Source organism: Aquimarina sp. KJ22-3 (assembly GCF_055808215.1).
Map to the genome: position 1 here is coordinate 3,090,238 of NZ_CM147859.1, position 12,811 is coordinate 3,103,048.

Sequence of the window (12,811 nt, forward strand, 5' to 3'; positions counted from 1 at the left end):
TTACACAGGTAGTATAAAATTCTTTATAAAACGAACGATTCCATTTTTTGAAGGGCCTTTTACATCGGCATCGATAAGAATGAGATCGTTCTCTTTCTTTTTAAGATAAATCCCACTCATAAAAACATCCACCAGATTTAATTCAGATTCTACATTAAAACGTGTATTTTTCTGCCAGGCCATTATCCTACTGGTCGCTACACTGGCATTAGCAGTAACGTGATCCGCGGTAATCGGTTCTCCTTTGGTCAATAAAATTAATCTTCCTGGTCCCTTTGCAGTAGTAAATATAATACGTCCAAAAAGTAAGGAGGTCAAACGCAAACTCACTAGAGCAGAGATCGTAATCCCTTCACTCATTCCCACAAAATTTTTGAAATGAAACACCACTTCTTCCCCTTCTCGTATATCCCACTCTACAAACTCATGACTTCCCATAGCTTTAAAATAGACTTCTTCGGGCCTGGATTTTAGAATGACCTTGTTCATAGCATAGTTTCGAGTTAAAATTCTGCCTATAATCGCTGATTTCCATTGAGGAATAGAAAATTTAGGAGCCCTACCACTGGGTTCAAAAGATCGGGATAAATAGTAGTCTTCATTTACTGTTTTTGGATCTATATGAAATTCGTTACCATGTTTTATCAACTTTCCTTTAGACTGAATATCATTAGATTCTAACAATGTTACATAGTTTTCATCGTCTGAAGAGAATGCAACTCTCGAAAACACATACATAAAACTCTTTAGGATTAAAAAGCCAAAAGCAATATCCAAAAGCAGGTTGATAAAAATAATCATGTCAAAACTAGATTGTACTGTAAATTTCATGTACCCAATCGCCCCATCTATCTCTTGGTTTATTGCAGCATTAATCTGTTCTGTAGATTGCTTGACTTCTTCTTCTGTACTATTTGCAGAGTTTCGCACCATTTCGGTGAGTCCCGATAGCATCAATCTTCGTTGTTCTGAATAGGTATCTCGTACCGTTTCTTTTGCACTGTTCTTTGCTTGACACGGAAAATTGAGTTTTCCCCAAAACCCACAATCTTCATCCTTAAAGAAAGGAGCTATATCCGTAAGTTTTGGTTTAAAAACTCCCTTATATACGTCCCCAACTTCTTCATCCAGTTTTTCGGTTTTATTTTTGACAATGGTATATATTTTGCCTGTTCCATTCTCTACAGCTTCCTTCATGCATATCATTTCTGCTTCTAATGAATACTCTAAATCTTTTTCAAATTGATCCCGTTTGTACTTTCTACTTTGATCCGTAGATTCCATAAAAGTGTGATCATAAATTTGATCGATTGCTGCTTTATTCGCTTTTGAGCTGATAATTGCCCCGGGAATAATAAAAATCAATAAAGGAGACCAATACAGAAAGGATTTCGCCATAAGAAACAAGGTTCGTTTCATTCCTGTTTCCTTGAAAATTGAGATGTTTTGTTTTAAAGCTAGATATAAGAAGCGAACAAGAATTGTATACGTAAGAAAAAGTATGAGGTGCTGGATATCCAGTAATATCCAAATAACAATCAAAATCAATACAAATGGTAATGATCGTAGTTTTCCTTCTTTGATGAAGTATAAAAAGGCAATTTTGTAGCATGCAAAATGAAGAATCCCTATCAACGCTTCATACTGTTCCAAAGAGACATTTTCGGAAGTACCTATCAAATGCACATATCCCGCAAAAAAAGCTGGTAACAAGCCCAAAATTCGAGAATAGCTTCTACCATGCATTACCAGTAGCAGGGCAATTGGGATTAAGTATAAAGGTATCGAATACAACAACCGGAACTCTTCATGAACATGAAACTTGGTTATCGAAAATCCAAAAACAGCAAAAAGAGAAAAGTCTTCTATTGCTGGTAGAATCCCTAATAAAACAATGAATAAAAAGAGACCTTTTGGCCCATCACTATACAGCCGTTGTTTAAGACGTGTGAAATCTATCATCCCCAAAGATAAAGTTGGTTATTTCCCTACAAGATAGGTAATTACCAATAAATCAAACTACATCTATAAAATTTAAAGATGATAAGGGAGAAAAAAGAACTACTTAAGCGATTAGTTTTGATAATTAAAAATAGGCTGTATGTATCCATCTTTTTGGAACTGATGTGTGCTCCATGAGGGAACAAAATATCCAGAGACATCGGCATTAGTAGTATAGTTTCTAAGGAAAGCTTTTTCTCGCAGTCTATGAATCGCTTCCACATATTTTTTGCTACTACTTGTTGGAGTTACAATACATAATGATCGTAACTTCGAGATAATTTTCTGTTTCTTGTCTTTGATAATAGCCACATCAATATCCTGATCATTAAAATCTCTAATCAACTCCTGTAGTTGTTGTTGTATGGTACTGGTAAACGAAGCCGATACTTTATGCCTTAAAATGGTAGTAATATGATTTGTTTTTCTGTAAGCGAGGGTAATAATAAACACTGTTGTTGCCAACATAAACAGCAAAAAACCAATATTGAAATTATCAAACAACTCCAAAGCTGCCAGAGCTCCTGGTATCATTATCCCAGATAATATTTGAGCCACAATGACTATAAGTCGTTGTCTTTCTAATTTTTTGATACATGCCTTTTGCGCTTTATGAACTTGTGACACATTATTTTTTAATTCTTGAAGTTGTCTATTTACAGCAACGGTATCTGGAAAATCGTTCCCGAAAATCTCCTTCCATTTTTGCGCTGCCAACCAAGGTTCATTTCCTCTTGAAAAAATGATTGCGCTTTCTGCTTTATGATATGCCATGATTGCCTTGTATCTGAAATTTAATGCATTTGGAATCACAAGAAATCCTCCGATATGATTCCATTCCTTTTTGAATGTCCTTTGATTAGTTAGGAATTCGAAGAAATCCTTACACATAATATCGTAATAAGAATACGACTCTTTCTTATAGGACCAGGAATTCAAAAAGTTACAAACTAAGGTGTCTATTAGAGCATCTTCAATTGGAATTTCACAATGCCATTTCCATGCTTTTGCCATTTTACACAACTGTGTAAAATTATGGTAAACTTCTTCTTCATCAATTTTAATGATTTCTTTCTCCTTTCGAAAATTCTTTTCCTTCCAGCTCCCTCCTTTGCATAAATCTGCGTAAAGATGATGGGTATTGTCTTTATAAAATACTGGAGCAATAAAAAAGTACATCCCGTCAAAAAAGCGAACTCTAATGCCAAAATCTCCATTCTCAATTGTTGTATTAGGATATACAGCTGCAATAGATTTACGAACAGATTCTAAAAACTTAAATTGCGCTTTGCCCTTTTCATTAGTGTATTCAGAAAGCAATTGAGATGGCATTTCAAATATCATTTCTACCGTATCGATGTTTCCACTTGCCGTTCCTCTACCGTAACTACCAACGTAGATACCACCATCGTCGGTATTTAAATCCCAAAAGTCATTATTCAATTTTTTACAGATAGCGTTATAACGGAGTGTAATGATCGATTTTTTCTTTTCAGAAACTTGTAAGCGATCACAAAACACATTAAAATTAGTAGATATGTTCATTCTTCAATTATATTTCCAATTACACAAAAATTGTTATTCATTTGATCAGCATTGCAATTAGATCAATGAATTATACCAAACGGCATATACATTAAGTATACGTAACTAAAAACCCGGACTGACTTGTGAGAAAATTAGGCTTCGGGGAAGGCCTTATGAGATACTTAGAAATGAGTATAGATCATTGGGGGATGATCCAACAAGACTCAGTAAAAATAATTTTTATTCATAGCTTTCTTTTAAGTAGGTTTTATACGAACAAAGATCAAATATAGATCTATTCTAAATTTACGATTTAAAAGAAAACTCTAGACGTGGTTTTTCCGCAAAATATTTAAGCCGAATGAATAAAACCTTTCAAAACCCGAGAAAAAACTGACAATTTGATAGGAAAAAAACTACAAGATGACTCGAAAAACTTCAAAAAACCTACATATTACTTCTAAAAAAGTGTATTTCATCGTAATATACTAGTAAATAAAAACAAATATTTAATTATTAAAATAGTATAAAGCGCATGTTCTGCCTCTTAAAAAGTCAGATTGCAAGATATTACCTACATTTTTTTATTAAAAAAGGATATCTTTTCCTTCTAGGTAAACCACAAAAAAGCCTTTACAAAATGCAAAGGCGTTTTTTAATATTATTATGATGATTGTTAGTATCTACTTCACGATCACTTTTCTGGAAATTGTTCGATTTCCATCATTAACGTTGACCAAATATAAACCAGGTGCCACACCATCTAGATTTATCCTATTATTGGTTACCTCTCCTTTTTTTATGATTTTTCCTTGAACGGTAACCAAAGTAAAAGTAGCCTCTCTTTGATCTGCAACCTTAATTTGCATAAAATTGGATGTAGGATTAGGCGTTATTTTCGCAGCGAATACTTTTCCTTCTTCCTGCAAAACACCATCAGTTTTTGCAACTTCCGAAGCACGAGTCGAGGACGTTCCTATATTTACCGTATAATCTTCTACTTCTCCATAACCAAAAGTCTCGCATGGTGTTGGTGCTCCATTCCATTTCATAGCAACTCTCATTCTTGTGGAACCTGCTAGTGCAGAAGAAGGAACTGTGAATGTATAGGATAAGTTTCCTGAGTTAGAAGTTGATCCAGTAACCACTTTCTCCGAAGACTCGAAAGAACCATTCTTATTAAAATCGATCCACACTCCCCAATGCTCTGTATATGATGCACTTCTAAATCCAATACTTAATACAATCGTATTCGAACCGTAAGGTAGGTTTCCTGTCTGACTGGTAAAGTCTCCATATCCACCATTTCCAGCCGTAGTATTGGCAATGCCGCCAATCCCAACATAATCAATAAACTCATAATTTACATTATTTCCTCTTGAGGCACAGTATACCAACACTTCACCAATAGTGGTAGCGTTGATCGATGCACTATTTGAAGTGTTATTGGCTGCATCGTAAGCAATCACTTCAAAAGTATAGGTTGTCGAAGCCGATAATCCCGAAACGGCATAATTGGTTGTGGCGGTGGTCCCTAAAACTACTCCGTTTTGGATCACTTCATATTGAGTAACACCAACATTGTCGGTAGACGCATTCCAGCTTAAATCCAGGGTAGTTTGAGTAATATTGCTCGCACTTACTCCTGTAGGAGTTGTTGGAGCCTGGGTATCTGGACCAGAACCTCCTCCTCCATTAAAACTATGATTTCCCAAATCATCAAAGGTATTCTGCGAAAAAGAATCCCATTCTGATACCGTATATGATGTAGAAGGAGAAGAAATATTCGATTTTCTTCTCAAAGTAGTGTCTTTAGCAAAATTCGAAGAACCTCCATTAAACGTACCTACAATATCAATCAACGTTCCGTTTTTGAATAATCCAACTGGATCATTTCCATTAAACGTCATGCTAGAATCTCCCGTAGTAAGATCTGCAACATTTAATACCGCAGTACTTGCCGAACTGTTCGCCACTACAAATACATCGTTATTAGCAAGAGTTCCCGATAGTGCAACTCCCGAAGACCAGGAACCAGAACCATTGGTTTGTCTTCTTAGTTCGTATCCGGACAGATTTACCGACGAACCTGTATAATTGGCTATTTCTATGGCTTTATTATTCGAAGAACCTTCTACATATTCAGAAATAAAAAGTTCTGTAGCGCTTCCTCCTCCTGAGGAATTATCCTCGGTGGTAACATTAACGGTATTGCTACTACCAGAAATATTCCCAGCAGCATCTTTTGCTCTTACAAAAAAAGTATATGATGTATTTGCAGATAAACCTGTAACTGAATAGCTATTTGAAGTTGATGTTCCTAAAAGTGTGCTATTTCTATATACATCGTATCCCGTTACCCCTACATTATCAGTTGAAGCATTCCAGGATAGATTTACTGAAGTTGTTGTAATACCACTTGCAGTCAAGCTTGTAGGTGTTGAAGGTGCGACGGTGTCTTCTCCTCCGCCTCCACTATTCCCAAAACGGTCTTCGGCTTGTGGCCCTCCCCAAATTTGAGTAGCGAATGCCGGATTATCTATAAAAGGATTTCTATTCCCTTGAATATTTTCTAAAATTGGGTTTCGTTGTAATTCTAATTGAGACACCGGATCTTCGGCATTCCATTCCAAAAATAACTGAAGCATATTTGCATCACTGCTGGCTGCAGTTCCCACCCCTACATTGGTAGGCAAACAACGACTTCCATATCTGATATACATATACATCATCATTCTAGCCACATCTCCTTTCCATTCATCCCCAGGATACCAATGTCCTTGTGCAGTTGCTCCAGAATTACCACTACCATTTGCAAATTTTCTATTCCCTCTGGATGAGTTTCGTTGTACATCTGCTGGTCTAAGATGATGTGCATCCGATCCTGGTCCTTCGCTTCCCAAATTAGGCTGACCCAAAGATCTTGGGTATACGTGTTCTCTATTCCAATCAGTAGATCCTCCTCCGTTATTATTTACTCCTCTGGTTCTATCCGTAGTCGAGTTCCCATCGGTATCATTATACCCATAAATCAAAAATACTCTGGAAGCATCATTAGGATCCAGATCTGTTTGTTGTAAAGCATTCCAGACTCCGGGAGTATAGGTCAAAAAGTTGGTATGTGTATTGGTTACTTTTGCAGCTAGTTCATTTTGTAAAGCTGTGCCCGATAAAGTAAGATTTACATCATTATAGTATGATGGTACTTGGCCAGTTGCAATAGAGCAAATCGCCAACATTACCCAAAGTAATGTCTTTTTCATTGTGTTGAGAGTTAGTTTGTTAATCAATGCCGAAACTAAAATTATTTTGTTGAATCTACTATTAGTAAATGTTACCAAATCATTATGTAGTATGTTGACAACCTGTATTTTACACATTAAAAACACCATAAAAATCTAAAAATCAACATATTAAAGCAAAACAGCACTGTTAATAAGTTATTTCTCACAATGGCTATAAGAAATATACTTCAAATACTGCTATTGATATAAAAACCGCAAAAAGAGTATGGGTTTTAAATATTTGATTTTCAATTATTTAAATTAAATTTAAGTCCTAACTTAAATATTACATAACATGAAAAAAATCTTAGAATTAACCGGAGTTCAGGCCTTAAGCAAAGCGCAACAACGACAGATAAAAGGAGCAATGTTTTCTGGCTGCTGTAGTCCTAATAGATGCAGAGTTTCTTGGGCTGGAGGTAGTTTCTGCGAACCAGGAAGATGTTCTTACCGCGGATGTATCTTCTATTAAAAAGATCATATTTATAAAACCTTATCACAGGCAAATTTTTTCAATTTGCCTGTTTTTTTATAAGGAATTGGCATGTGAATTTTCTGTACTTCATATCTATCTGCAATTCCAATAAAAATCATTAAAAAGCTACAAGTCAAAATACTACACATGTATAATTCTTGAAATTTATAAATATCAAGAACATAATCTTGTAATCCCTTAGTCTTTCGAATATTTTTAATGACGTTGAAATTTGACAGATTATATTTCAGCATCATACTAACTCTTAAAATACATAAACCATGAAAAAAATTTTAAACCTAGAAGGGGTTCAGCAATTAAACAAAAAAGAGCAACAGGACATTTCCGGTTCTTTAGGTATCAGTAGACCATATTGTGGTGGTCCAAGAAGATGTTGTGTTACCACACCTAATGGTTTCGTATTCTGTGACTATGGGTATTGCCAACCTAACGGCAGTTGTATGTGGGCATAAATATTAACTAAAAAACTTTTCATATGAAAAACATCTTAAAATTAAACGGAGTAAAAGAATTAAGTAAAGAAACGCAAAGTCAGTTAAGAGGAGCAGGAAGCTTTATCTCTTGTTGCGGAAATAATAAATGTAGAATCAGTTTTCCTGGAGGAAGCTTTTGCGAACCAGGACGCTGTTTGCAATGGGGAGGGTGTATCCTTTATTAATAAAAGGTATACACTATCCTTAACAACCAAAATTCAATTTCTTTGAGTGAGTAAAAGATTTATATAAGATTTACAATAAATGAATTTGGTTTGTGATAAGAAGAATGACGATTATTATCGTCATTCTTTTGTTTTATATAAGTCTGTTACTATTATGAAAGTAGTTCAAATGACTGTTTAGCGATTTCTAATTCCTCATTAGTAGGTACTACCAGAATTTTCACTTTAGAAGTTGATGCTGAAATATCTCTTGCCATTTTGGACCGTTCTTTATTCTTCTCTTTATCCAAATGAATTCCTAAAAAGTCCATATCCTCACAAACCAGAGCTCTTACCGTATCAGAGTTTTCTCCAATCCCGGCTGTAAATACAATAGCGTCCAGTCCATTCATAATAGCGGCGTAAGCACCTATAAATTTTTTAATTCGATAAGCACTCATCTTTAGTGCTAACCTACATGCTACATTTCCTTTTTCGGCTTCAGACTCAATATCTCTAAGGTCACTATATCCAGTTAATCCAAGCATACCACTTTCTTTCTGTAGAAGTGCATTTACTTCATCCAAAGAATATCCTAACGCATTTACCATATGAAAAATAACTGCTGGATCTATATCTCCAGAACGAGTACCCATAATCAATCCATTCATTGGTGCAAACCCTAGAGTATGGTCAATACTTTTACCATTTTCTATAGCAGTCATGCTACATCCATTACCCAAATGAATACTGATAATTTTGGATTCTTCTTGTCCTAAAAAATCAATGGCTTTCTCGGATACGTATTTATGACTGGTGCCATGAAACCCATATACCCTGATGTTATGCTCTTCCAAAAATGAATTAGGAATTGCATATTTATAGGCTTCTACGGGAATGGTTTGATGGTAGGCGGTATCAAAAACTGCAATTTGCTTAGCGGAATGGAATATTTCTTCTGCCACCAAAATCCCTTGTAAATTTGCAGGATTATGCAAAGGTGCCAAAGTTGCTAACTTCTTAATCTTATTTTTTACTTCTTCAGTAATCGCTACTGTTTGAGTAAACGTACTCCCGCCATGCACAACCCTATGTCCAACAGCATTGATTTCTGAAGCAGATTTCAGCACACCTACTTTGGGATCCATCAAATAATTGGCGACCAACTGCAGTCCTTCTTTATGATCTTTGATATCTAAAACTTTTTCTATTTTATCGGCATCGGTCTTATAGCTTATTTTAGAATCCTGTAATCCTATTCGCTCTACCAATCCAGAACAAATTACTTTGGCTTCTGGCATATGAAACAATTGAAATTTGATAGAAGAACTTCCTGAATTGAGTACTAATATTTGCATGATTTTCTTTTTATAGTCCTTGTGCCTGAATAGCTGTTATGATAACGGTGTTGTATACATCATCTACCGTACACCCTCTACTTAAATCATTTACGGGTTTATTTAAGCCTTGTAACATTGGTCCAATAGCTAACGCTCCTGTTTCTCTTTGTACCGCTTTATACGTATTGTTTCCGGTATTTAAGTCAGGGAAAATTAATACGCTGGCTTGTCCCGCTACTTCTGAGTTCGGTAGTTTACTTTGCCCCACTCTCATATCTACAGCGGCATCATACTGAATTGGCCCCTCTATCTTAAGATCAGGCTTTCTTTCTTTAACAATTGCTGTAGCCGCTCGAACCGTTTCTACATCCTCACCCTTTCCAGAAGTTCCAGAAGAGTAAGACAACATGGCTACTTTAGGTTCAATTCCAAATGCAGCCGCAGATTCTGAAGAAGATATTGCAATCTCTGCCAATTGTTCTGCATTCGGGTTTGGATTAATCGCACAATCTCCAAATACAGATACTCTATCCTCCAAACACATAAAAAACACAGATGACACGACCTTTACCCCTGGCCTTGTTTTAATAAACTGTAATGCAGGACGTATAGTGTGTTGGGTGGTATGCACTGCTCCAGAAACCATTCCGTCTGCATGACCTTTATAAATCATCATTGTTCCAAAATAAGAAACATCTGCCATCATATCCCTGGCCATATCCAGATTCACATTTTTATGTTTTCTCAATTCATAAAATGTCTGCACATAGTCCTCGTAGTTTGGGGATTCTGTAGGAAAGACAACATTTACCTTATCAAAATCGATTGGAATATCAAGTTTGGTCGCTTTGGCTCTTAGTTTCTTTTCGTTACCGATCAAGGTGATATCTACAACATCCGAAGCTAATAATCTTGATGTAGCCCTAAGGATTCTTTCATCCGAGCCTTCAGGAAGAACGATATGTTTCTTATGTTTTAAAGCACGTTTCAAAAGGTTGTATTGAAACATTCTCGGGGTTAAACCTTCAGATTTAAAGGTAACTAGTTTTTCTGCCAAACGGTCTTCATTCACATATTTTTCAAATGTACTGATCGAAGTATTTATTTTCTGTAGATTATCCAAATAAATTCTGGATCTAATCGCTCCTATTTTATTGGTAATCGAGAAGGTGCCGCTGGGTACCGATACAATCGGGAAGGATATTGAAACTCCTTCTATAAGGTCTAAAATAGGTTTTTCAGGAACAATACCGCCCGTAAGAATAATCCCCGATATTTTTGGATAATTATCTGAAATATTCGCTTGTAAAACTCCCAGTATAATATCAGCGCGATCCCCTGGCGTAATTACCAAGCTATTGTCTTTGATATGTGTTAGGTAATTACGTAACTGCATCGCTCCTACTCCATAATTACCCGCTTGATTATTTAAGTATTCCTTACCAAATAACACAGTTCCTTCCAGTTCATTTACAATTTCTTTTACTGTAGGATTAATAAGGGCATCTATTTTCGGTATTACTATATTATCTACTCCATTACCAAAATTCTTGTTGAAGGCAGACTGCAATTCATCTTCACAACCTGGAGTTACTTTGTTGGCTACCATAGCCAACACTTCAACATCTTTGCTATTGAACGTATCAAATGCCAGTTTGAGATTACCAACGATTTCTTCATTTTTCTTATCTACACCACTAGCAACAATTACTGCAGGAATTCCAAGGTTTTTGGCGATGATTACATTAATATCAAACTCGATGATACTTCCTTCGTCTGAAAAATCAGTTCCTTCTACCAGAATGAAATCGAATCGTTCTTCCAGATTCTTATACTTTCGGATGATCTCGTCTATTATCTCTCCTGATTTTCCTTTATTGTATTTCTGAAGCACTTCGCTTCTTGTAAAGGCATAGGCATTTTTGAAATTAATATCCAATTCGAAGTGAGAAATTACGGTATTGATATGATTGTCTACTTCTCCTTCTTTAGGGTCATCAATAATCGGTCTGAAGTACCCTACTCGGGCTACCTTTCCTAATAGCATACGCATCATACCTAAAACCACAATAGATTTACCACTATTAGGTTCGATGGTTGCTATATAAACAGCTTTACTCATGGTTATAAATTTGGTTGGTGCAAAGATAGTTCAAACTATAGATCTAACATCTCGTTCTACCTGAATGAACTCATTTATATTTTCCCTTCATAATATTAACAAAAGTAATTTGATATCCATAAAAAAAGGTTTAGAAATACTCTAAACCTTTTACATTCTAAATAATATGTTGTGTCACCTAGTTGATATCTTCACCTTTTTTCAGCTTTTCTAATTCTCCAGTAAGACGTTGCTTAAATCTATCTGGTGCTTTTGTCATCGAAGTATTAATCGCTTTGATTGCATTTTTAAAATCTCCGGTTGCAGCGTATCCTTTGGCTAAACCATAATTAGAAGGCCATGCTCCGTTAGAGTTTTTTACATTGTCCTTAAGAATTGCTAAAGCTTTATCTTTTTGGCCTTGACCAATGAGTCCGGTTCCTAATCTAAAAACTTCGGTTGCATTACCTAATTTGGCTGCTTTATCAACAAAAGTCATCGCTTCAGCTGTTTTACCCTGTTTTGCCAATATATTAGATTTAAGTGATAGGTTACCAAAAGTTTCCTTACTAAAGAAATTACCACTAATAGAAGCATTTACCCATTCTAATGCTTTATCTAATTTGCCTGCATTAAACGCATAATTGGCTGCATTATCCCAGTTTGTTTGCGTAAACCCAGGAGAGTTTCTTAGATCGCTTTCGATTCCTTTCATAACAATATCTGCTACATCTACTTCGATCTTAAATGGGATTTCCTTTTTCTCCCAACGTAGTGCAGCTACAGCGCTGTTGGCTTCAAATTCTGGAAATGAAAATGTCAATACTTCTGTATGAGGAGCTTCTTTGGTTTGTACATCTACACGTAAGGCATCATTCTTTTCGTCATAAAAATAGCTTCCCCAGGCATTATTATCTTTTGAAAAAATAACAGTTGCTCCACCATCTTCTTTTACTGCGATATGTAATCCATATTTCCCTGCACTAATGTTTTTACCTTCTACCTTTACATCGTGGGAAAACTCTATGATCGTATTATTGTTAGCTCCTGCTCTCCAGGGAGCAGCTGTAGAAGTACCAAACCCCAGGTTGTTATATCCATAAGGAACCAATTTCCCCCAGATTTCTCGTTCTTTTACACTTGGTCTACCATAATCGATAGTGATATCTGTAATCCCAACACGTTGAGATACTTTTCCTCTTTGACTGCCTTCTGGTACATTAAGTTGGGCATTCGCTTGTGTACCCATTAACATTAATGCCCCAAACAGACATATAGAAAATTGTTTAAGTGATTTCATGACTGACATTTTTGAAATAAATATTTTAATTAAAACTATAGGTCACCAATTTAAATTGTTAAAACGAATCCAGATGTTACCTAAGTGTTAAACTCCAAATGAAAGTCATAATAGATTGTTAAAGC

8 protein-coding genes are annotated in these 12,811 nt (G+C 35.7%); 2 read left to right on the forward strand and 6 right to left on the reverse strand.

What is annotated here, in order from left to right; translation table 11 throughout:
• The 3 genes from AC0L3Q_RS14380 to AC0L3Q_RS14390 all read right to left on the reverse strand — a co-directional run bounded on the left by AC0L3Q_RS14380 (window position 1) and on the right by AC0L3Q_RS14390 (window position 6,791).
• Window positions 1-1,962, reverse strand: coding sequence for an AIM24 family protein (locus tag AC0L3Q_RS14380; protein WP_473280327.1), 1,962 nt, complete (start codon window positions 1,960-1,962; stop codon window positions 1-3).
• A gap of 111 nt (window positions 1,963-2,073) precedes the next feature.
• Window positions 2,074-3,546, reverse strand: a complete 1,473-nt coding sequence (locus AC0L3Q_RS14385) for an SMODS domain-containing nucleotidyltransferase (protein ID WP_473280328.1) — start codon at window positions 3,544-3,546, stop codon at window positions 2,074-2,076.
• A 665-nt stretch (window positions 3,547-4,211) separates the two neighbouring features.
• The gene (locus AC0L3Q_RS14390; protein ID WP_473280330.1) at window positions 4,212-6,791 is read right to left on the reverse strand and encodes an endonuclease; all 2,580 of its coding nucleotides are present in this window, start codon (window positions 6,789-6,791) and stop codon (window positions 4,212-4,214) included.
• A gap of 316 nt (window positions 6,792-7,107) precedes the next feature.
• On the opposite strand from AC0L3Q_RS14390, the gene AC0L3Q_RS14395 reads away from it, so the two are divergent.
• On the forward strand, window positions 7,108-7,284 hold the full coding sequence (locus AC0L3Q_RS14395) for a hypothetical protein (protein ID WP_473280331.1): 177 nt from the start codon (window positions 7,108-7,110) through the stop codon (window positions 7,282-7,284).
• A gap of 499 nt (window positions 7,285-7,783) precedes the next feature.
• The gene (locus AC0L3Q_RS14400) at window positions 7,784-7,966 is read left to right on the forward strand and encodes a hypothetical protein (protein ID WP_473280332.1); all 183 of its coding nucleotides are present in this window, start codon (window positions 7,784-7,786) and stop codon (window positions 7,964-7,966) included.
• 152 nt (window positions 7,967-8,118) lie between these two features.
• Here the strand turns inward: AC0L3Q_RS14400 and AC0L3Q_RS14405 are convergent, their stop codons facing one another.
• The 3 genes from AC0L3Q_RS14405 to AC0L3Q_RS14415 all read right to left on the reverse strand — a co-directional run bounded on the left by AC0L3Q_RS14405 (window position 8,119) and on the right by AC0L3Q_RS14415 (window position 12,686).
• On the reverse strand, window positions 8,119-9,303 hold the full coding sequence (locus tag AC0L3Q_RS14405; RefSeq protein WP_473280333.1) for an acetate/propionate family kinase: 1,185 nt from the start codon (window positions 9,301-9,303) through the stop codon (window positions 8,119-8,121).
• A gap of 10 nt (window positions 9,304-9,313) precedes the next feature.
• Entirely contained in the window at window positions 9,314-11,407 is a 2,094-nt protein-coding gene (pta, locus tag AC0L3Q_RS14410) for a phosphate acetyltransferase (protein ID WP_473280334.1), read from the reverse strand.
• Between the two features lie 178 nt (window positions 11,408-11,585).
• Window positions 11,586-12,686: a DUF2911 domain-containing protein gene (locus tag AC0L3Q_RS14415; protein ID WP_473280336.1), complete on the reverse strand. Its 1,101-nt coding sequence runs from the start codon at window positions 12,684-12,686 to the stop codon at window positions 11,586-11,588.
• Window positions 12,687-12,811 lie beyond the last annotated feature (125 nt).

Excerpts from the sequence above, each read along its gene's own strand:
- AC0L3Q_RS14380 (WP_473280327.1), bottom strand. The coding sequence starts at position 1,962 with ATGATAGATTTCACACGTCTTAAACAACGGCTGTATAGTGATGGGCCA.
- AC0L3Q_RS14385 (WP_473280328.1), bottom strand. The coding sequence starts at position 3,546 with ATGAACATATCTACTAATTTTAATGTGTTTTGTGATCGCTTACAAGTT.
- AC0L3Q_RS14390 (WP_473280330.1), bottom strand. The coding sequence starts at position 6,791 with ATGAAAAAGACATTACTTTGGGTAATGTTGGCGATTTGCTCTATTGCA.
- AC0L3Q_RS14395 (WP_473280331.1), top strand. The coding sequence starts at position 7,108 with ATGAAAAAAATCTTAGAATTAACCGGAGTTCAGGCCTTAAGCAAAGCG.
- AC0L3Q_RS14400 (WP_473280332.1), top strand. The coding sequence starts at position 7,784 with ATGAAAAACATCTTAAAATTAAACGGAGTAAAAGAATTAAGTAAAGAA.
- AC0L3Q_RS14405 (WP_473280333.1), bottom strand. The coding sequence starts at position 9,303 with ATGCAAATATTAGTACTCAATTCAGGAAGTTCTTCTATCAAATTTCAA.
- pta (WP_473280334.1), bottom strand. The coding sequence starts at position 11,407 with ATGAGTAAAGCTGTTTATATAGCAACCATCGAACCTAATAGTGGTAAA.
- AC0L3Q_RS14415 (WP_473280336.1), bottom strand. The coding sequence starts at position 12,686 with ATGAAATCACTTAAACAATTTTCTATATGTCTGTTTGGGGCATTAATG.